General features: G+C 67.5%; 20 protein-coding genes. 12 read left to right on the forward strand and 8 right to left on the reverse strand.

The genetic code is table 11. The features are described 5' to 3' along the window. The first annotated feature begins 195 nt into the window (after positions 1-195). The gene (locus VMT40_RS08155) at positions 196-882 is read left to right on the forward strand and encodes a metal-dependent transcriptional regulator (RefSeq protein WP_326357373.1); all 687 of its coding nucleotides are present in this window, start codon (positions 196-198) and stop codon (positions 880-882) included. Between the two features lie 3 nt (positions 883-885). Then, the gene (gene galE / locus VMT40_RS08160) at positions 886-1,872 is read left to right on the forward strand and encodes a UDP-glucose 4-epimerase GalE (RefSeq protein WP_326357374.1); all 987 of its coding nucleotides are present in this window, start codon (positions 886-888) and stop codon (positions 1,870-1,872) included. Positions 1,873-1,900: 28 nt separating this feature from the next. On the opposite strand, the gene VMT40_RS08165 is transcribed toward galE, so the two are convergent. Next, a complete protein-coding gene (locus tag VMT40_RS08165; protein WP_326357375.1) occupies positions 1,901-3,037 on the reverse strand; it encodes a DUF4192 domain-containing protein in 1,137 nt (378 codons plus the stop codon). 248 nt (positions 3,038-3,285) lie between these two features. After that, complete coding sequence (locus VMT40_RS08170) at positions 3,286-3,696, reverse strand: VOC family protein (RefSeq protein WP_326357376.1); 411 nt, start codon at positions 3,694-3,696, stop codon at positions 3,286-3,288. 97 nt (positions 3,697-3,793) lie between these two features. On the opposite strand from VMT40_RS08170, the gene VMT40_RS08175 reads away from it, so the two are divergent. Further along, positions 3,794-4,744: a helix-turn-helix transcriptional regulator gene (locus VMT40_RS08175; RefSeq protein ID WP_326358532.1), complete on the forward strand. Its 951-nt coding sequence runs from the start codon at positions 3,794-3,796 to the stop codon at positions 4,742-4,744. Between the two features lie 126 nt (positions 4,745-4,870). Next, positions 4,871-5,449, forward strand: coding sequence for a hypothetical protein (locus VMT40_RS08180; RefSeq protein WP_326357377.1), 579 nt, complete (start codon positions 4,871-4,873; stop codon positions 5,447-5,449). A gap of 63 nt (positions 5,450-5,512) precedes the next feature. On the opposite strand, the gene VMT40_RS08185 is transcribed toward VMT40_RS08180, so the two are convergent. Continuing rightward, positions 5,513-6,157 carry a sensor domain-containing protein gene (locus VMT40_RS08185; protein ID WP_326357378.1) on the reverse strand — a complete coding sequence of 215 codons (645 nt, stop codon included), beginning with the start codon at positions 6,155-6,157 and terminating at the stop codon, positions 5,513-5,515. A 273-nt stretch (positions 6,158-6,430) separates the two neighbouring features. On the opposite strand from VMT40_RS08185, the gene VMT40_RS08190 reads away from it, so the two are divergent. From VMT40_RS08190 to speD, 4 genes are all read left to right on the forward strand, one after another. Continuing rightward, on the forward strand, positions 6,431-7,384 hold the full coding sequence (locus tag VMT40_RS08190) for a proteasome assembly chaperone family protein (protein WP_326357379.1): 954 nt from the start codon (positions 6,431-6,433) through the stop codon (positions 7,382-7,384). Between the two features lie 46 nt (positions 7,385-7,430). Next, positions 7,431-9,941, forward strand: a complete 2,511-nt coding sequence (locus VMT40_RS08195) for a DEAD/DEAH box helicase (RefSeq protein ID WP_326357380.1) — start codon at positions 7,431-7,433, stop codon at positions 9,939-9,941. Positions 9,942-10,170: 229 nt separating this feature from the next. After that, positions 10,171-11,271: a type III PLP-dependent enzyme gene (locus VMT40_RS08200; RefSeq protein WP_326357381.1), complete on the forward strand. Its 1,101-nt coding sequence runs from the start codon at positions 10,171-10,173 to the stop codon at positions 11,269-11,271. Positions 11,272-11,283: 12 nt separating this feature from the next. Beyond that, a complete protein-coding gene (gene speD, locus VMT40_RS08205; protein ID WP_326358534.1) occupies positions 11,284-12,498 on the forward strand; it encodes an adenosylmethionine decarboxylase in 1,215 nt (404 codons plus the stop codon). 115 nt (positions 12,499-12,613) lie between these two features. Here speD and VMT40_RS08210 read toward each other — a convergent pair whose 3' ends face one another. Beyond that, positions 12,614-13,651, reverse strand: a complete 1,038-nt coding sequence (locus VMT40_RS08210; protein WP_326308454.1) for a beta-ketoacyl-ACP synthase III — start codon at positions 13,649-13,651, stop codon at positions 12,614-12,616. A 160-nt stretch (positions 13,652-13,811) separates the two neighbouring features. On the opposite strand from VMT40_RS08210, the gene VMT40_RS08215 reads away from it, so the two are divergent. From VMT40_RS08215 to VMT40_RS08225, 3 genes are all read left to right on the forward strand, one after another. Next, on the forward strand, positions 13,812-14,396 hold the full coding sequence (locus VMT40_RS08215; protein WP_326357382.1) for a TetR/AcrR family transcriptional regulator: 585 nt from the start codon (positions 13,812-13,814) through the stop codon (positions 14,394-14,396). 50 nt (positions 14,397-14,446) lie between these two features. Then, complete coding sequence (locus tag VMT40_RS08220; protein WP_326357383.1) at positions 14,447-15,430, forward strand: aldo/keto reductase; 984 nt, start codon at positions 14,447-14,449, stop codon at positions 15,428-15,430. 73 nt (positions 15,431-15,503) lie between these two features. Continuing rightward, positions 15,504-15,941: an RpiB/LacA/LacB family sugar-phosphate isomerase gene (locus VMT40_RS08225; protein WP_326357384.1), complete on the forward strand. Its 438-nt coding sequence runs from the start codon at positions 15,504-15,506 to the stop codon at positions 15,939-15,941. Here the strand turns inward: VMT40_RS08225 and VMT40_RS08230 are convergent, their stop codons facing one another. Genes VMT40_RS08230 through VMT40_RS08245 form a run of 4 tightly spaced genes read right to left on the reverse strand, consistent with a single transcriptional unit; the run spans position 15,942 to position 19,790 of the window. Continuing rightward, complete coding sequence (locus VMT40_RS08230) at positions 15,942-17,537, reverse strand: acyl-CoA synthetase (RefSeq protein ID WP_326357385.1); 1,596 nt, start codon at positions 17,535-17,537, stop codon at positions 15,942-15,944. Positions 17,538-17,571: 34 nt separating this feature from the next. Next, positions 17,572-18,030, reverse strand: a complete 459-nt coding sequence (locus VMT40_RS08235) for a gamma-glutamylcyclotransferase family protein (RefSeq protein WP_326357386.1) — start codon at positions 18,028-18,030, stop codon at positions 17,572-17,574. After that, positions 18,027-18,812: an MBL fold metallo-hydrolase gene (locus VMT40_RS08240; RefSeq protein WP_326357387.1), complete on the reverse strand. Its 786-nt coding sequence runs from the start codon at positions 18,810-18,812 to the stop codon at positions 18,027-18,029. Before VMT40_RS08240 ends, VMT40_RS08235 begins: the two co-directional genes overlap by 4 nt. Positions 18,813-18,824: 12 nt before the next feature. Continuing rightward, positions 18,825-19,790, reverse strand: a complete 966-nt coding sequence (locus tag VMT40_RS08245) for a hydrogen peroxide-inducible genes activator (protein ID WP_326357388.1) — start codon at positions 19,788-19,790, stop codon at positions 18,825-18,827. Between the two features lie 106 nt (positions 19,791-19,896). On the opposite strand from VMT40_RS08245, the gene VMT40_RS08250 reads away from it, so the two are divergent. Then, positions 19,897-20,484 carry a peroxiredoxin gene (locus VMT40_RS08250; protein WP_326357389.1) on the forward strand — a complete coding sequence of 196 codons (588 nt, stop codon included), beginning with the start codon at positions 19,897-19,899 and terminating at the stop codon, positions 20,482-20,484. The last annotated feature ends 22 nt before the right edge of the window (positions 20,485-20,506 follow it).

The following is a 20,506-nucleotide window of genomic DNA, read 5'->3' on the forward strand; positions in this document are numbered from 1 at the left end:
GCTAATGCGTCCGACGGCTTCGTACCCTTTAGGCACCGCAATGCTGTCGTACCGGGATGGCAGGATGCCGCTCGGAAAACGCGCAGGGAACACGCTGTGCGTCCTGGGTGTTGACAGTGCGTTCGCGAAATAAGCTGTCGCCCGGTGCAGCCGCCGTGCATGGGTAGAATTCGTGCCGACGAAGGGGTTTAACAGGTGAAGGATCTGGTCGACACCACGGAGATGTACCTCCGTACCATTCACGACCTCGAGGAGGAGGGTGTCACGCCGCTGCGCGCCCGCATCGCGGAGCGCCTCGAGCAGAGTGGACCCACGGTGAGCCAGACGGTCGCGCGGATGGAGCGCGACGGTCTGCTGACCGTTGCCGGTGATCGCCATCTCGAGCTGACCGACAAGGGCCGCTCCATGGCCGTCGCCGTGATGCGCAAGCACCGGCTGGCCGAGCGGTTGCTGGTCGACATCATCGGGCTCGAGTGGGAGAACGTGCACGCCGAGGCGTGCCGTTGGGAGCACGTGATGAGCGAGGAGGTGGAGCGCCGCCTGGTCGAGGTGCTCAACCACCCCACCACCTCCCCCTACGGCAACCCCATTCCGGGCCTGGACGAGCTGGGCGTCAAGCCCGGCTCCGGCGATGTCGAGAAGCTGGTGCGGCTCAGCGATCTGCCGACCGGGCAGTCGCAGGCCGTGGTGGTGCGTCGGCTGTCCGAGCACATCCAGACCGATCCGGAGACCATCAATCAGCTCCGCGAGGCCGGTGTCGTCCCCGACGCCCGCGTCACCGTGGAGACCAAGCCGGGCGCGGTGATCATCTCGGTGCCCGGTCACGAGGGATTCGAACTGTCCGACGAGATGGCGCACGCCGTCCAGGTGAAGTTGGTCTGATACGTGAAGCTTCTGGTTACCGGAGGCGCCGGGTACGTCGGTGGCGTCTGCGCGCAGGTTCTGCTCGAGGACGGCCACGAGGTCGTGGTCGTCGACGATCTGTCCACCGGCAATGCCGACGGCGTCCCGGCGGGCGCGAAGTTCGTGGAGGGCGATATCGCCACCGCGGGCGTCGAGCTCATCGCCGCCGAATCCTTCGACGGTGTGCTGCATTTCGCGGCCCAGTCCCTGGTCGGGGAATCGGTGGTGGAGCCGGAGAAGTACTGGCACGGCAATGTGGTGAAGACCCTCGCCCTGCTCGAGGCCATGCGGGCCGCGGGCACCCCGCGCCTGGTGTTCTCCTCGACCGCGGCCGTGTACGGCGAGCCGGAGCGGGTGCCCATCGTCGAGGACGCCCCCAAGCTGCCGACCAATCCGTACGGCGCGTCGAAGCTGTCCATCGACTACGCCATCACCTCCTACGCGAACGCGCACGGGCTGGCCGCGACCAGCCTGCGCTATTTCAATGTGGCCGGTGCGTACGCCGGGCTCGGCGAGAACCGTGTGGTGGAAACCCATCTCATCCCCCTGGTGTTGCAGACCGCGCTGGGTCAGCGCGAGTCGATCTCGGTGTTCGGCACCGACTACCCGACGCCGGACGGCACCGCGGTGCGCGACTACATCCACATTCGCGATCTGGCGCAGGCGCATCTGCAGGCGCTGGCGCAGTCGCAGCCGGGTGTGCATCGCATCTTCAATCTGGGCAGCGGCACCGGTTTCTCGGTGCGCGAGGTCATTTCGTCGTGCCAGCGGGTGACCGGCCTGCCGATCAATGTGGTGGACGCCCCCCGCCGCGCCGGTGACCCGGCCGTGCTGGTGGCCTCCAGCGACAAGGCCATCGCCGAACTCGGTTGGCGGCCCGAGCACACCGATCTCGACGAGATCGTCTCCGACGCCTGGGATTTCCTGCGCTCCCTGGGCGATCGCGCGCACTCCGCGCGCAAGCGCTGAGCCACACCCGGTGCGCGAGCACCGCCCTTCATCGCGGCTCCGGCCCGAGGTGGATGCCGAGTTCGGCGGCCATCTCGCGGCCGGACTCGGCGAGGCTGCTCAGCCGCCCGGGCGGTACGCCCAGTCGCAGACCCGATTCCAGCAGCTGGGCCATCCGATGGTCCGGGTCCGCGGCCAGCGCGACCTCCAGGGCCACACCCGCGAGTGGTCCGTCGCCGCGTGCGTACGCGCAATAGGCCAGCAGCGCCGCCGCTGCCGCGCGGTCCGGGTCCGGCAGTGCCCGAACCAGTTGCAGCCACAGGGCTTCCGCGCCGTCCGCGCGCGGACCCGGGGCGAGCGCGAACATGATGTCGCGCAGCGCCTTGTCCCGCAGGGCCACCCCCACCTCCGCCACCTCGGCGGCGGTGAGCCGGGCACCGGATTCGACTCGTTCGAGATACCGCAGCACCCGACACACCTCGACGCGCAGGTGCACCTGCGGACTGCCGTGCCGCACAACACGTGCCAGCCGTTGCGCCGCGGCGGCGACGGCCACGGGAATGGCCGGGACGGTGGCCTCCCGCAGCACGGGATCGGACGCGAGTTCCTCGGTGAGCTCGCGACGGGAGGCCCGCAGCGGGCGTCCCTCCAGCACGTGCCGCAGGGTGACCATCGAGGCCGCCGGATCGGGTTGCAGACCACGCGACCACGGCCCGGCCACGGTCCACCACGGCAGGTCGGGTCCGATCTCCCGCACCGCCCACGCCCCGGCCAGCGGCACGGCCTCGGCGTCCAGCCGATGTTCCAGCGCCGCAATGAGATCCCGGTGCTTTCCGGCACGCTGTCCGCTGTGTTTGCGGGTCGGCACGGTCGCGCGGTCGTCGACGATCACCGCGAGGGCGGCGACGGCCCGGTGCCGCACGCACAGTCCCGCGACCTGGTCGACCAGGATCCGAGTCGCGCAGCGCCCCGGATTGTCCAGATCCATGCGGGTCACCATCTCGACCGCGGCACCGCCCGGCCGATCCGGATCCGCCGCTAGCACCGCGACCACCAAGGACTTCGCGGGCATGAAGCCGAGCATGGCCGGGATGGCGGCGATCAGGTCACCGGGCGCACGCAGGCAGGTGGCGGGCGGGGTGGCGTCGATGGGATCGGGTGCGGCGGAGTCGATGTGCGCTGTCATGCCGTCGAGCGTGCGCCAGGCGAGGCACCGGGCCCGATGATCGACCAGGGATTTCGCCGAGGCTGTGGATGGTGCGGGGAGTTTCCGGCGCGTCCGCGACCCCTCGGCGTGGCCGGAGGCCGCTGGCTCGAATGTGTCGGTGGCCGTGGCTATCCTGCGCCTCGGCCACCCGAACTCAAACTTGAAATAGATTCATTTCATTTCACCCGAGCGGCCGCGCCCCCGCTGCTACAGTCCGCCAATGCAGATCACTGAGCCGACCGGGACTTCGCGAGCATCTCCAGGTAGTGCGGATTGGACATGATGCCAAGGACATTCCCGAACGGGTCCACCACCGAGGCCGTCACGAATCCGGTCCCCGCACCGCGTTCGATGATCGGCTCGTGGACGGTGGCACCCATGTCGAGCAGTCGCTGAAATGTGCCCGCCACATCATCGACGTGCCAGTTCACGATCTGCCCGCCCGGCCGGTCCGGGTGCGTGGGCGCGAACTTCTTGTTGATGATCCCGAGCTCGGCCTGGTAGTCGCCGATGCGGAACTCGTAGTACCCGCCCGGCACGGTGAAATACGGTGCCACACCGAGCAATTCGCTGTACCAGTCCTTGGCCGCCTCCAGATCGTCGGCGTAGTAGTTGACGGTCGCCATTCCGCGCAGCATCTTCGGTCTCCTCGATCGGGGGTGGTGCTGGATATGCATTCATCATCACGCCCAAAGTGCTCACCGAGTGAGCACTTTCCCGGAGACAATTCCGGATATGCGCGCGGATCGATTGGTGGCCACCCTGCTGTTCCTGCAGACCCGGGGACGGGTCACCGCGGCGGAGGTCGCGGCCGAGCTCGAGGTGTCGGTGGCGACCGCCCGCCGGGATCTGGAAGCCCTGTCCACGGCCGGGATTCCGGTCTATCCGCAGCCGGGACGCGGCGGCGGCTGGGCCCTGGTCGGCGGCGCGCGCACGGATCTGAGCGGGCTCACCGCCACGGAGGCCCAGGCGCTGTTCCTGCTGCTGGGACCGGTGGCCACGGCGACTCCGGCCACCAAGTCGGCGTTGCGGAAGCTGTTGCGCGCGCTGCCGCAACCGTTCCGGCTGGAGGCCGAGGCGGCGGCGGGCGCGATCGTGGTCGACCCGGCGCGCTGGGGCGAATCCGATGAGCGGCCGCCCAGCCTGGTAGACGAGTTGCAGCGAGCGGTGGTGCGCCGCCGCCGGATTCGGCTCGGCTACACCCGGGCCGGGCAGCGGACGACGCGACTGGTCGACCCGTGGGGCCTCGTCGACAAGGACGGCCTCTGGTACCTGGTGGCCGGAACGGAGCGGGGACAGCGGACCTTTCGGGTGGACCGCATCGCGACGGTAGAGAGCACCGACGAGATCGCCCACCGCCCGGACGATTTCGACCTCTCCACGGCCTGGTCACAGGTGGTCGACGAGGTCGAACGGCATCGGTCCACGCTCGCGGCGACCGTGCTGATCGAGGCGGCGCTGGCGCCCGTGCTGCGCAAACAGCAAGGGCGACACTGCGTCCTGGAGGGTCCGGTCGACGACGGACGGATTCGAGCCCGGATCACCGCGCCGACGCCGCTCATGATCGCCCAGCAGTTGGCGGGCTGGGGCGCGGCGCTCGAGGTGGTCGAGCCGGAGTCGGTGCGGGCCGAACTCGCCCGGCTCGGGACCGAGTTGGTGCGGCGATACGCGCCTACCCGCGAGTAGCCGCTTCGCAATCATGCGATAACCGAATCATGTTGCAGCAGTGGCGATTTCGCGAAATTCGGCGGTTGGTCACTGTTACAGTCCGCCCGGCGCGACCCCTTCAACGCGCCGAAAGGAACCACCCCCATGAAAACTCAGCTCCACCGACCGGCCGTAGGCATCGGCAGGCCCGCCATAGGCATTGGCGCGGCCGCCGCGCTCGCCGTCCTGGTCGGCACGATGGCGGCCCCGGCCGGTGCCTCGATCGACAAGATCCAGGTCGCCGGTCTCACCAGCGACAAACCGTGCTCGGTCGCCGACGGTTGCATGATCGAGGTCGCGCTCGATGGCTCCGACCAGCTGAGCCCGGTCGATTTCCTGGTCAACGGCGCGGTCATCGGTACCGTCAACCCGGCCTCCTACGGTGCGGGCGCGGCCGCCAATATGCCCTGGCACCCGACCGACCAGGGCACCTACACCGTCGGCGCGCATCAGGGCCTGTCCACCGTGACCACGGTCTACAAGGTGGGTTCGGCGAGCACCTGCCCGCCGATCTCCTCGTTCCTGCCGGGTTCGGCCAGCGGCGGCTCGTCGGGCACCGGCTCGGGCGACAGCGGCTCCGGCGGCACCGGTTCGCTCAGCGGTTCGGGCGGGAGTGGTTCGGGCGGTTCGGGTTCCGGCAACGGTTCGGCGTCGGGTTCCAATACCCCGCTGCCGGTCTGCTGATTCGGCCCGGGAGCCGAAACGGGCAGGGGTCGGCTCCCCACACCGGTTCTCCCCCGGAGGTTCTCAGCCCTTGCGCACCTTCCGCAGCGCTGTGGTGAACAACGCGTCGAGCGCCTGACCGTCCGACGTGGACCCAGAAGTCATGTAGGTCACAGTGATTCGCACATCGCCGATCTGGCCGATGAGCGATTGCATGGTGCGGGTGAGCCCGCTCGCGCTCTTCTCGCTGCCGACCGTGCGCTTGACGGCCAGCGTGTCATCGGCATTGGCGGGCGGCGGGGGATCCAGTTGCGTGGTCACCACCGAGGTGGCCCCCGCGTGCCCGAGCCGCACGGTTCCGCAGCGCTGCAACTGATCTCGCAGGGTCGAGAGCGGCTTGTCCGACCGCGTGAGCACGACCGTGAGCGTGGCGCGCGTGGTGTCGTCGGTGCCGACCGCGGTGACCGGCCCGGCCGTGGGCGCGATCGGCGCACAGCCGCTCGGATCCACCTGTGCCCCTGGCAAGTAGCCGTTCAAGTCGTCGGCGGCCTGTTTGGCGGTGTCGGCCGGAAGCACGAGCGCGGTGTAGCGCGAGGGGAATTGCGAGGGATCCGGCAGCAGCTTGGTCAGGGTGCCATCGGCGCTCGCGGCGGGTGTGACCGGACCGCGCACCGCGGTCGGATGACCCGATACCGAGGTCGCGCACCCGGCGAGCAGCCCTCCCACCACTACCGCTCCCACGGCCTGCACGGACCTGCGACGCCTGTTGCGCATGGGAGTTCGGAAGGCCACCGTCACCTCGTCCACTATGCCGAAAATCGGCTGTTCACAGCGAATGCCACGCCGCAGGCGGTGTTTGTTGCCCGCACTGACCGGGGCGCCGGGAATGCGTGTCCCCCTTCGGCGTGTTGCACCCCTGGTGCGGGTGGTGCACACCTGTCATGCCCATGAGGGACAATGTTGGATGGTCGCGCAAGTGGGCCACGCAGGAAGGAGCGCGCGATGGACTACGAGTCGCGAATGTACGAGCTGGAATTCCCGGCTCCGCAGCTGTCGTCCGACGATGGCTCGGGACCGGTGCTGGTGCACGGCCTCGAGGGCTTCACCGATGCCGGACACGCGGTGCGCCTGGCCACCACCCACCTCAAGGAGAGCCTCGAGCACGAGCTGGTCGCCTCGTTCGACATGGACGAGCTGCTCGACTACCGGTCGCGGCGTCCCCTCATGACCTTCAAGACCGATCACTTCTCCGACTACACCGAGCCGGAGCTGAGCCTGTGGGCGCTCAAGGACACGGCGGGCACCCCGTTCCTGCTGCTGGCCGGGCTCGAACCGGATCTGCGCTGGGAGAAGTTCGTCACCGCGGTGCGCCTGCTGGCCGAACAGCTCGGCGTGCGCCGCACCATCGGACTCTCGGCCATTCCCATGGCGATTCCGCACACCCGTCCGCTCGGCGTCACCGCGCACGCCTCGGACTCGGACCTGATCGGCGATCACCAGCGCTGGCCGGGTGAGCTGCAGGTGCCGGGCAGCGCCTCCTCGCTGCTGGAATTCCGCATGGCCCAGCACGGGCACGAGTCGGTCGGCTTCTCGGTGCACGTGCCGCACTACCTGACCCAGACCGCCTACCCCGAGGCCGCGCAGACTCTGCTCGAGAACGTGGCCGAGAACGCGGGCCTGGAACTGCCACTCGCGGCGCTCACCGATGCCGCCGCCCGGGTGCGCGAACAGGTCAACGAGCACATCGCGGGCAACTCCGAGGTGGAGACCGTGGTGCAGGCGCTCGAGCGCCAGTACGACAGCTTCGTCACCGCCCAGGAACGCCAGTCCAGCCTGCTGGCCAGCGAGAACGACCTACCCACCGGCGATGAGCTGGGCGCGGAGTTCGAGCGCTTCCTGGCCGAGCAGGCCGGGTTCGGCGACGGCGACGAGCCGGAGAATCCGCCGCTGCGGTAGTGGTCGTTGCGGGGTTTGCGCGCGGTGACCGGTAACGTTGGGCGGCGTGCAGCTGTCCGAATTGGTTCCCGACCGTGCCGTCTCCGACGTGGACCCGGATTGGTTGTACGAGACATTCGCCGAATGGGCGAGCGGTGAGGGCCTGACCCTGTATCCGGCGCAGGAAGAAGCGCTGCTGGAACTGGTCACCGGCTCGAACGTCATTCTCAATACCCCGACCGGGTCCGGTAAGTCGCTGGTCGCGCTGGGCGCGCACTTCGCCGCGCTCAACAAGGGCGAGCGCAGCTACTACACGGCACCGATCAAGGCCTTGGTCAGCGAGAAGTTCTTCGCCCTGTGCGAGATCTTCGGCGCGGACCGGGTCGGCATGGTGACCGGTGACGCCGCGGTCAATCCCGAGGCCCCGATCATCTGCGCGACCGCGGAGATCCTGGCGAATCTGGCGCTGCGCGAGGGCGCTTCGGCCAATGTCGGCCAGGTGATCATGGACGAGTTCCACTACTACGCCGATCCCGATCGGGGCTGGGCGTGGCAGGTGCCGCTGATCGAACTGCCGAAGGCGCAGTTCCTGCTCATGTCGGCCACCCTCGGCGAGGTCGACTTCTTCGCCCAGGACCTGACCCGGCGCACCGGGCGCGAGACCGCCATCGTCTCCGGTTCGGAGCGGCCGGTGCCGCTGAGCTTCTCGTATGTGCGCACCCCGATCACCGAGACCCTCGAGGATCTGGTGACCACCAGCCTCGCCCCGGTCTACGTCGTGCACTTCACCCAGGCCGCCGCCATGGAACGGGCGCAGGCACTGATGAGCGTGAACATCTCCTCCAAGGCCGAGAAGGAGGCCATCGCCAACGCCATCGGCGAATTCCGTTTCGCCACCGGTTTCGGTAAGACGCTCTCGCGGTTCATCCGCCACGGCATCGGCGTGCATCACGCGGGCATGCTGCCCAAGTACCGGCGACTGGTCGAGAAGCTCGCGCAGGACGGGCTGTTGAAGGTGGTGTGCGGCACCGACACTCTCGGCGTGGGCATCAATGTGCCCATTCGCACGGTGATGCTGACCGGGCTCACCAAATACGACGGCGTGCGCACGCGGCGGCTCAATGCCCGCGAGTTCCATCAGATCGCCGGGCGGGCCGGGCGCGCGGGCTACGACACCATGGGCACGGTCGTGGTGCAGGCTCCGGAGCACGAGGTGGAGAACGCGCGGCTGATCGCCAAGGCGGGCGACGATCCCAAGAAGCTCAAGAAGGTCCAGAAGAAGAAGCCGCCCGAGGGTTTCGTGTCCTGGTCGGAGGAGACCTTCGACCGGCTGGTGGCGGCCTCGCCCGAACCCATGGTGTCGCGGTTCAACGTGACCAACTCCATGCTGCTGAATGTGATTGCGCGCAAAGGCAATTGCTTCCACGCCATGCGGCATCTGCTGGAGGAGAACCACGAGCCGCGGGCGGCGCAGCGCAAGCACATCCTCAAGGCGATCCGGCTGTACCGGGCGCTGCGCGACGCGGGCGTGGTGCAGCAGCTCGACGAACCCGACCAGTACGGACGCCATGCCCGGCTCATGGTCGATCTGCAGCGCGACTTCGCCCTCGATCAGCCGCTGTCGCCGTTCGCGCTCGCCGCGCTGGAACTCCTTGACAAGGATTCGCCGACCTACACCCTCGATGTCATCTCGCTCATCGAGTCCACCCTCGAGGATCCGCGCCAGCTGCTCATGGCCCAGCAGCACAAGGCGCGCGGCGAGGCCGTCGCGGAGATGAAGGCCGACGGCATCGAATACGAGGAGCGCATGGAACTCCTCGAAGAGGTCACCTGGCCCAAACCCCTGGCGGCCGAGCTCATCGAGCCCGCGTTCGAGACCTACAAGGCCGGACACCCGTGGGTGTCGGAGTTCGAGCCCTCCCCCAAATCCGTGGTGCGCGAGATGGTCGAGCGGTCCATGACCTTCGCCGAACTCGTCTCCGGCTACGAGCTGGCCCGCTCCGAGGGCGTGGTGCTGCGGTACCTCGCCGACGCCTACCGGGCGCTGCGGCGGACCGTGCCCGAACAGGCGCGCACCGAGGAACTCGACGACATCACCGAATGGCTCGGCGAGCTCATTCGCCAGGTCGACTCCAGCCTGCTCGACGAATGGGAGCAGCTCACCAATCCGGGCGCGGAGTCCGATGAACAGCAGGTGGCGTTCGGGGCCGAGACCGTGCGGCCGATCTCGGCCAATGAGCGGGCCTTCCGGGTGCTGGTGCGCAATGCCATGTTCCGGCGCGTGGACCTGGCCGCCCTCCAGCGCTGGGACCTGCTCGCCGAGCTGGGCGACGAGCTGGACTGGGAGGCCGAACTGGGCCCCTATTTCGACGAATACGAGACCATCGGGACCGGTCCGAACGCCCGTGGACCCCAACTGTTCCGGGTCGAGCAGCGGCCCGGGTTCTGGGATGTGCGCCAGGTGCTCGACGACCCCAATGGCGACCACGGCTGGTCCATCAACGCCATTGTCGATCTGGCCGAGTCCGATGCGGCGGGTGAAGTGGTGTTCGACGAGGTTTCGGTCACCGCGGGCTGAGATTCGGTTCGCGCCGTCAGCGGCCGGGGACGGTCCGTGCGCGGCGGGGTCACACTCTCGTAAGACGTCGCGCGGGGCATATTGACGAATCCCGGCGTTAGAGTGACGTAATCGATCGTCCACCGGTTCGTTTTTCGAGGCTCAACGCGTGTATTGTCGCGCAGGTTGCCTGAGTCCCCTGCCACTGCGGCCGACAGAAAAGAGTTCCCTTAGATTGCCCGGTCGAAACATGCCCGAGTCGCCGTGTCTGGTCATCGACCTCGACAAGGTCCGCGCGAACTACCGCGCACTGCACGCCGCCCTCCCTGCGGCACGAATTCGCTTCGCCGTCAAGGCGAGTCCCGTGCCGGAGATCATCCGGCTGCTGAACGACGAGGGCGCGGAGTTCGACGTCGCCAGCGTCGGTGAGATCGAACTCTGCCTCGCGCAGGGCGTCGATCCGGCCGTCATGTGCTACGGCAATCCGATCAAGAAGGCCTCCCAGATCGCCACCGCCTACGCGGCCGGTGTGCGCCGCTACGCCTTCGACACCGAGGACGACCTCGAGCGCATCGCCGAGCACGCCCCGGGCTCCGAAGTGGAGTGCCGGTTCCTGTCCTCGGCCCCGCAGTCGCAGACACCGTTCGGGACCAAGTTCGGCTGCGCGCCGGGTGAGGCCAAGCGGCTGCTGGTGCGGGCGCACGATCTGGGCCTGAAGGTCGTCGGCCCCTACTTCCATGTCGGCTCGCAGCAGCTGGACCCGAAGGCCTGGGGCATCGGGATCGAGCAGGCCGGTGCCATCGCGGAAGCGTTGGCGGTCAAGGACATTCCAGTCACGGCGGTGAATATCGGTGGGGGACTTCCGATTTCGTACGCCGATCCGGCTCCCGGACTCGCGGAGCTGGGCGCGGCCATCGCCGAGGCGGCGAGCCGCTATCTCCCGGAACACACCTCGCTCGTCGTGGAACCCGGTCGCGCCCTGGTGGGCAACACCGGCGTGATCCACGCCGAAGTGGTGAATGTTCGCGTAGCGCCGGACGGGCGGCGCTGGGTATACCTCGATATCGGCCGCTACAACGGCATGGCCGAGACCGAGAACGAGTACATCGCCTACCGATTCCAAACCGATCGGGACACGGATCCGAAGGACGAAGCTGTCGTAGCCGGTCCTACGTGTGATGGCGACGATGTACTCTATCAACGCACGCGTGTCCTCCTTCCGACCACGTTGCGAGCCGGTGATCCCGTTCGGATCCTCGAAACCGGTGCCTATACGGCGAGCTATTCGTCGGTGTCCTTCAACGGTTTTCCGCCTTTGACTGTGCATGTCACTGGCGCTGAGCGAGAGTGAGTTTTAGCCATGATCACGGCAGAATTCACCGGCTGGCATGTGCTGGCCGAGTTCGGTGGTGTCGACGCCAACCTCTGCGACGACCTCGAACGACTCGAAACCGCGCTTCGAAAATCGTTGGTCGCCGCGGGGGTGACCATCTGCGATGTCGTGAGCAAGAAATTCGAGCCGCAGGGTGTCACCATCCTGGCCCTCCTCGCGGAGTCGCACGCGTCGATTCACACCTACCCTGAGTCCGGCGACATCTTCGTCGACGTATTCACTTGCGGCAGCATCGGTTCCGGCGCCACCAAGGCGGTCGAACTGCTCCAGCAGGAGCTGTCTCCCGGGTCGGTCAATATCGAGGTCATCCAGCGCGGCCACACCGCCCGCCGGATCCACGAGCCGGTGGGCGAGGGTCTGACCCGGGTGTGGAACACGACGGAAACCATCGTCGACACCAACACCCCGTTCCAGCACATGGTCATCGCGCGGACCGAGCAGGGCATCTCCCTGTTCTCCGACGACGACCGGCAGTCCACCGAGTTCTCGCAGCTCACCTACCACGAGGCCATGCTGGTCCCGGGGTACGCGCTGGCCGCGAAGCTGGACAAGGTGCTGATCATCGGCTCCGGCGAGGGCGTCGCCTCGCAGATGTCGGTGGCCGCGGGCGCCTCGCTCGTCGATCACGTCGACATCGACCAGCTGGAGGTGGAGCTGTGCGCCAAGCACCTCCCCTACGGCTACACCGAGGCCGATCTGGCCGAGGCGGTCGCGCAGACCGGGCCGATCAAGATGCACTACGCCGACGGCTGGGACTTCCTGGCCAAGGCCGAGGCCGCGGGCGTGCGCTACGACATGATCTGTATCGACCTGCCGGACGAGCGGGTCGAGGACGCGCAGCACAACCGCCTCTACGAGGACGACTTCCTCAACCGCTGTAAGGCGCTGCTGTCCGAAGGTGGCGTGCTCGCCGCGCAGGCCGGTTGTCAGACGATGTGGCGCAACGAGACGCTCAAGCGCTCGTGGACCCGCTTCCACAACCTGTTCGAGACCGTCGTTCCGTACGTGTCCGACGAGCACGAGTGGACCTTCATCTTCGGCACGCCGAAGGCGATCGCGGATCCGGTGGCCAAGATGACCGAGACGCTGTCGACGCTGCCCTACAAGGCCGCGACCATCGACGAGAAGGCCCTGGTCCGGGGCGCGATCGAGCCGCACGCGCTGCGTGTGGGCGTGAGCGTCTAGGTCTCACCGGCAGCACCCCGTTTCACCGAAGCGGCCCCGGCACACCACTGTGCCGGGGCCGCTTCGTTTTTCGTTGTTTCACACAACGGATTTCGTTGCGTGATGGCCTCGAAGGTCAGGAAATAGCGGGCAGCTTCACGACCTGCCCGGCGTAGGCCAGGCCCGCGCCGAAGCCCAGCAGCAGCGCGGTGTCCCCGGGCTTGGACTCGCCGGAGCGCAGCAGCTGCTCCATCGCCATCGGGATGGAGGCGGCGCTCGTGTTACCCGTCTGCGCGATATCCCTTGCGACAGCGATGGTTTCGGGCATGTGCAGCGCGCGCAGCAGCGCGTCGGTAATGCGCCCGTTGGCCTGGTGCGGCACGAAGGCGTCGAGATCGTCCACGGTGACGCCCGCCTTGTCCAGCGCGTCCCGGCACGCCTTCTCCAAGAACGTGACGGCCCAACGGAATACGGCCGCGCCGTTCATCCGAATGTAGGGCCGCACGGTGGTGCCGCCGGTCGCCTCGGCCTCCGCCACCTCGGCGAAGTACTGCTGAAAGTCCTTGTCCTGCTTGATCGCAGCGGTCTGGCTGCCGTCCGAACCCCAGGCCACCGGGCCGATGCCCTCGACGTCGGAAGCGCCCACCACGACCGCGCCCGCGCCGTCGGCGAAGATGAACGCACAGGTGCGGTCGTCCTGGTCGAGCAGGTCCGAGAGCCGCTCGACACCGATCACCAGCACGTGGCGGGCCTGTCCGGCGCGCACCAGGTTGGCGGCATTGGCCAGGGCGTAGCAGAAGCCCGCGCATCCGGCCGAGACGTCGAAGGCGGCGGTGTCGTGCATGCCGAGTTCGGTGGCGACCACCGCTCCGGCGGAGGGGCCCAGCACCATCTGGGAGGAGGTGGCCAGGATGACCGCGTCGATCTGCTGCGCGGTGACGCCCGCGGCCGCGAGCGCGTCGGTGGCGGCGGCGGTGCTCATGGAGACGATGGTCTCGTCGGCCTCGGCCCAGTGGCGGGCCTCGATGCCGGAGCGAGTCCGGATCCACTCGTCCGAGGAATTGATGCGGTCGACGATCTCGGCATTGGGCACCACCCGACGCGGGCGGTAGACGCCCAGGCCGAGCAGCGCGGCATGGGCGACCGGGGTGGCGGTGGCGATCTGGGCGGGCATCCTCTGAATTCCCCTTGGGTTGAAACACGGCCGGATTCGGTAGCGCCGCCGCGTTTGATACACGAGTATGTGAACCGATCGGTTCATACGGGAAAGGTTTAACATGGACCGATCGGTTCACACAAGTGCCGACGCAATTTCCATACCTGGAGGGATTCGGATGACGGCGGGACCGCGCGCCCGATTGATCGCGAGCACGATCACCACGGTCCAGGAGCACGGCGTCCACGCCGCCGGACTCAATGAGCTGCTCAAGCGCAGCAACGCCTCCCGAAACTCCCTCTATCAGCACTTCCCTTCCGGCAAGAGCGAATTGGTGGCGACCGCGGCCCGCCTGGTCTCGCGCATGGTCTACTCCCACGTGAGCCGCATGTCCGACGCCCTACCGACCGCCCCGTCCCTGTCCGGCTGGGTGGACGAACTGCTCGCCTTCTGGCGCGGCCAACTCGAAACCAGCGACTTCCGCGCGGGCTCCTTCATGATGGCCGCCGCCCTCGACGAAACCGACCCCACCCTCCAATCCGCCGCAGGCCAAGCCTTCTCCGAATGGACCGCCCGCCTAGCCGACGGCCTCGTCGAAGCAGGCATCGAAAGAGCCACCGCCTGCTCCCTCTCCGGCTTCACCCTCTCCATCATCGAAGGCGCCATAGTCCAAAGCCGAGCCCTGAAATCCGTCCTCCCCTTCACCGACGCAGGCACCCAACTAACCGTCCTCCTCCACCACCACCTCCCCAACCGCGCCTGAGCCCAAAACGAGTTGACTTGGAGCGCACTCCAAGTCGTAGCGTCGAACGCATGATCGCGACCAGGAAACTCGGAGAACTGACCGTCAGCGCGCAGGGCCTCGGCTGCATGGGCATGAGCAGCGCCTACGGCGTCCGCGACAACGACGCCGAATCCATCGCCACCATCCACCGCGCCCTCGAACTCGGCGTCACCCTCCTCGACACCGCCAATATCTACGGCCCCGAAACCAATGAGCGCCTCGTCGGCCGCGCCATCGCCGACCGCCGCGACCAGGTAGTCCTCGCAACCAAATTCGGCATTCTGTGGGGCGAGAACGGACCCGCGGGTACCCGCGGCGATGCCGCCTACGTCAAGCAGTGCTGCGACGAATCCCTGTCCCGCCTCGGCGTCGACCACATCGACCTCTACTACCAGCACCGCGTCGACCCGAACGTCCCGATCGAGGAGACCTGGGGGGCACTCGCGGAACTGGTTCAGGCGGGCAAGGTCCGCTACCTGGGCATCTCCGAGGCCTCCGCGGACAGCATCCGCCGCGCCCACGCCGTCCACCCCGTGACAGCCCTCCAATCCGAATGGTCCCTGTGGACCCGCGACATCGAGGCCGAAATCCTGCCCACCTGCCGCGAATTGGGCATCGGCATCGTCCCCTTCTCCCCGCTCGGCCGCGGCTTCCTCACCGGCGCAATCAAATCCACCGCCGACCTCCCCGCCGACGACATGCGCCGCAACCTCCCCCGCTTCTCCGACGACAACTTCGACCGCAACCTGGCGATTGTCGCGGCACTGCGGGAACTCGCGGACGAAAAGGAAGTTACCCCCGGCCAATTGGCCCTCGCCTGGGTCCAGTCCCGAGGCGACGACGTGGTCCCCATCCCGGGCACCAAGCGCCGCACCTACCTGGAGCAGAACGTCGCGGCCACCGAGATCACCCTGACAGCGGACGATCTCACCCGAATCGAAGCAGCAGCCCCGGCCGAATCCATTGCCGGAGCCCGCTACCCAGAGCACCTCGCCCGAGCCGCCGGTCGCTAGCCAACAGCGCACCCGTGCACGCGCACAGGTGTGGTGGGCGACAATTCGGATGATCGGCGGCGATACTGCATTCATGCGAATTTCGGTTGCCGCCGATGAAGACACGGGTGTTGCTGCGGCCGTGGTCGAGGAGTTGCGGGGGCGTGGGCACGAGGTCGTCGTGCATGGGGCGTTGGAGCCGTCGGAACGTGATGACTGGGCTTGGGCCAGTGAAGCCGCGGCGCGGGATGTGGCCGAGGGACGGGCCGAGCAGGCGGTGGTGTGTTGTTGGACCGGGACCGGGGCCTCGATCGCCGCGAACAAGGTGCCGGGGGTGCGGGCCGCATTGTGCGTCGACGCCTATACCGCCGAAGGTGCGCGTAAGTGGAATGACGCGAATGTGTTGGCGCTCAGTTTGCGGCTGACCTCACGAGCGCAGCTAGGTGAGATTCTCGATGCGTGGTTCGCCGGGGCCCCGAGTGCGGACCCCGGCGATCGGGCGAATGTGGAGCACGTGGATCGGATCGGATGATCAGGCCTCAGCGGCGAGGTGGGCGTGTTGGGTGCGTAGTTCGCGTTTGAGGATTTTGCCGCTGGGGTTTTTGGGGAGGGATTCGACGAAGGTTACGTACTTGGGGACCTTGTAGCCTGCGAGGCGTTGTTTGCAGTGGGCGATGAGGTCGGCGGGTGTGGGTTCGGTTCCGGTGCGGGGCACCACGATTGCGGTGACGGCCTCGATCCAGTGTGGGTGCGGGATGCCGATCACGGCCGCCTCGGACACGTCCGGGTGTTCGTAGAGGACTTCTTCGACCTCGCGGCTGGCCACGTTTTCGCCGCCGGTTTTGATCATGTCTTTTTTGCGGTCTACGACGGTGAGGTAGCCGTCGGCGTCGAGGACGCCGAGGTCGCCGCTGTGGAACCAGCCGTTGCGGAAGGCTTCCGCGGTTTTGGCGGGGTCGTTCCAGTAGCCGAGCGTGGCCTGCGGGGAGCGGTGCACGATTTCGCCGATCTCGCCGACGCCGACGGGGATGTCGTCATCATCGACCACGCGGGTTTCGACATTCAGCGCCGGGCGGCCCGCGGAGCCGGGCTTGGTGATCTGGTCTTCGGGGGCGAGAACCGTTGCGAGCGGGGCGAGTTCGGTTTGGCCGTAGAAGTTGGTGAGGCCGACGTCGGGTAGTCGGTGGGAGAGTTCCATGAGGACTTCGACGGGCATGATGCTCGCGCCGTAGTAGCCCTTGCGCAGGGAGGACAGGTCGTAGGAGTCGAAATCCGGGTGGCGCAGGAGGGAGACCCAGACCGTCGGCGGGCAGAACAGTTTGGTGGCGCGTTCGGTTTCGATGGTGCGCAGGATCGTGGCCGGGTCGGGGCCCGGCAGCAGGATGCTGGTCGCGCCCAGCCACAGGTCCGGGGTGAGGAAGCAGTGCAGCTGGGCGCAGTGGTAGAGCGGGAGGGCGTGAACTTCGATGTCGTCGGCGCTCATTCGGCCATCCACGACCACGCTGGTGTACTGGGCGATGAGGGCGCGGCTGGACAGGACCGCGCCCTTGGGGCGGGACTCGGTGCCGGAGGTGTACATGATCTGGATGGGATCATCGTCGCCGACGCGGACATCGGGCGCGGAGGCATCGGCGTGCGTCTCCCAGTCGCGCACGTCCTCCCAACCGGCCGCGGCGGGCCGACCACTCAGCCCGATCCAGCCGAACAGCCGAATCTCGCTGTCGCCCAGTTGTTTCACCGCCGACTCCGCCTCGGCGGCCAACGCGTCCTCGCTGATCAGCGCGATCGCGCCGGAATGCTCGAGAATGAACGCCACCTCGTCGGCGGTGAGCATGAAATTGATCGGCACCGAGATCGCGCCCAGCCGGGCCAGCGCGAAGAACGCCAGCACGAACTCCCGGCAATTGTGCGAATAGATCGCGACCCGATCCCCCTGCGCCACACCGCGATCGGCCAGACTGTGCGCGACGCGATTCACGGCGGCGTCGAGTTCGGCGTAGCTCTCCCGCCGCTCCCGCCACACCAGCGCGGTCTTGTCCGGAACCCGGGCGGCGCTGCGCCGCAGCAGATCTCCGAGCGCCTGCGACCGCGCACCCGCCACCGTCAGCTCCATGCCCACTGCATCCATGCGATCAACTTCTACCGCAGAAATGTGTCCCGCGTCATACAGTCTCGCTGAGCAGGATCACATCTCGCCGCCACGCAGCGCATTTCCCCACATAGGACGGCAGCTGCTCGGTGGCGAACTCGGACGCCGACCAGTCTCGCTCCTCGACTTCCGCGGTCCAGACATACGTCCACGCGTACCCGACCCTCTCCCCCACGCTCACCGACACCGGCACCAGATCGTATTCGTCGTCCTCGAAGGCATCGAGCACCAGCCACTCGTCGGCGGTCAACCCGGTGAGCAAGAAACCGTCCGTGACGCCAGCGGCCGCGGCCACGAGCCCGGGATACACCCGCCCCGGCAAGGCCGCCGCCCGGCGACCGAGCACCCGCGCCGCCGCCATTTCCGGTACCCGCCCGATCAATTCGGTCAACACCGCACCGAACCGCAGGGTTCCGTAAACGAAGAGCGGATCACTCGCAAACGGAAGTTTCCGTGCCCACCGGTCGGTCATCGGCCGACTGTACGCGCAGTCCGCGCGAAGATTCCCGCATCGTGCGAGTTGATGATAGTGACCTGATGTCCGTGCAGTTTTCGCAGCTCACGCAGCCGCCGCTGATTCGCCCGATAGGCGTCGCCCACGATCGCCCCGGTCTCGTAGACCTTCCACCAGAACGGCGTGAACGGTTCCTCCGGATGAATGCTGGACTCCGCGAAGAACGCATCCCCCGCGTGCAACAGCCACCCATCACCGTGATCGATCGCCACCCCCGCGTGCCCGCGCGTATGCCCCGCCAACGGCACCACCAGAATCTCCGGCGGCAACCCCGGCAGATCCCGCACCGCGGTGAACCCGAACCAGTCCTCGCCGCCCTCGACCTCGTTCACCATCCATTTGGGCCCGTGCGCCCACTGCGCCGCCCGATAGCGCAGCCGCTCCGACAGCGTGGGAGTGGCGGTGGCGGCCCGGAATTCGGGGCCGTGGATGTGCACGGTCGCCTCGGGGAAGTCCGAGAGTCCGCCGGAGTGATCCAGGTCGAGATGGGTCAGGATGACGTGCCGGACATCGCGCGGGTCGTAGCCCAGCGCTTGGATCTGCCGTACCGCCGTCTCGGCCTCGGTCGGCTTCGCGCCCAGCAGGAACCGGCTGGCACCCACCATTTTTCCGGGCTGTCGTACGGCCTCGAGCCCGAACCCGGTGTCGACGAGCACGAGCGTGTCCCGGGTCTCGACGAGCAGGCAGTGATCGATCAGGCCGAATCCCATGGTGCCGCAGTTCAGGTGGTGAATCCGCATGGCCCGAGCGTTTCAGACACTCTGGGACAGTGCAACCGCGCAGGTGCCGGAATTGTCGGGCTGCCCGTCAGCGGACGGACGGCATTCGCGAATGATCTCGGCCAGCAGGTCGTAGTCGTCGCCGCGGGTGGTCGAGGACCGGAAGGCCAGCCCGACCGTGCGGCCCGGCGCGGGCGCGGCGAAGGTCGCGATGTCCAATGTGCCGCGCGCGGTTTCGGCGGCCACCGCCATGGCCGGAATCAGCGTGACACCGAGATCGCCCGCGACACACTGCACCACGGTCGCCAGCGATGTCGCGCGGGTGTCGCCGACCGCGCCCGGATGCGCGTCACCGCTCCGGCACAGGTCCAGAGTCTGATCACGCAGGCAGTGCCCTTCATCGAGGAGCAGCAGCGGAAGACCGTCCAGGTCGGCGGGTTTCAGGTTCTCGCGCCCGGCCAGCGCGTGCCCGCGCGGCAACACCAGCACGAACTCCTCGGTGTACAGCGGTATCTCGACCAGCCCGGTGGCCTCGCTGGGCAACGCGAGCAGGGCCGCGTCGAGCACTCCGGAGCGCAGTCCGTCCAGCAGCCGCGCGGTCTGATCCTCGATGATGTGCGGCACCAAATTCGGCATTCGCCTGCGCAATTCGGGCAGCAGCGTGGGCAGTACGTACGGGGCGACGGTCGGGATGATGCCCAGGCGCAGGGTGCCGCCGAGCCCCTGCCCCGCCGCGGATGCGACAAATCGGTCAGCCGCCTCGAGGGTGGCAATGGCTTGCGGCAGTAGCCGTTTGCCGTCGCCGGTCACCAGCACCCGCCGGGTGCTGCGCTCGATCAACTGGAGCCCCAGTCCGCTTTCCAATGATGCGAGGGCCTGGGATAACGTGGGTTGGCTCACGCCGAGCCGGGTCGCCGCGGTGCCGAAATGCCGGTATTCCGCGATGGCCACGAACGCACGCAGCTGTGACAGGGTGGGCTGATAAGACTGATCAGTCACGCCTATGAGTGTAGTGCGAGTGATCACGTTTACCTGTCACCGCAGTTCGGCAAGGATCGTATATACGTCTCGACACAATCGGCACGACTACATATGAGGAGCAAGCATGGCCCTGCTGACCATCGGCGACCAGTTCCCCGCCTACAACCTGACGGCAGTCATCGGCGGTGATCTCTCGAAGGTGAACGCTCAGCAGCCCGACGACTACTTCACCCAGATCTCGAGCGACGACTACGCGGGCAAGTGGCGCATCGTCTTCTTCTGGCCCAAGGACTTCACCTTCGTCTGCCCCACCGAGATCGCCGCCTTCGGCAAGCTCAACGACGAGTTCGAGGACCGCGACGCGCAGGTCCTCGGCGTGTCGGTCGACAACGAGTTCGTGCACTTCCAGTGGCGTGCCCAGCACGAGGATCTCAAGACCCTCCCCTTCCCCATGCTGAGCGACCTGAAGCGCGAATTGGCCACCGCCACCGGCGTTCTCAATGCCGACGGCGTCGCCGACCGCGCCACCTTCATCGTCGACCCGAACAACGAGATCCAGTTCGTGTCCGTCACCGCCGGTTCGGTGGGCCGCAATGTCGACGAGGTGCTGCGGGTGCTCGACGCCCTGCAGTCCGACGAGCTGTGCGCCTGCAACTGGAAGAAGGGCGATCCCACCATCAAGGCGGGCGAGCTCATGTCCGCTTCCGTCTGAGGCATCAGAGACCAAGGCACCC

Source organism: Nocardia sp. CDC160 (assembly GCF_035818795.1).
In the GTDB taxonomy this organism is placed as follows: domain Bacteria; phylum Actinomycetota; class Actinomycetes; order Mycobacteriales; family Mycobacteriaceae; genus Nocardia.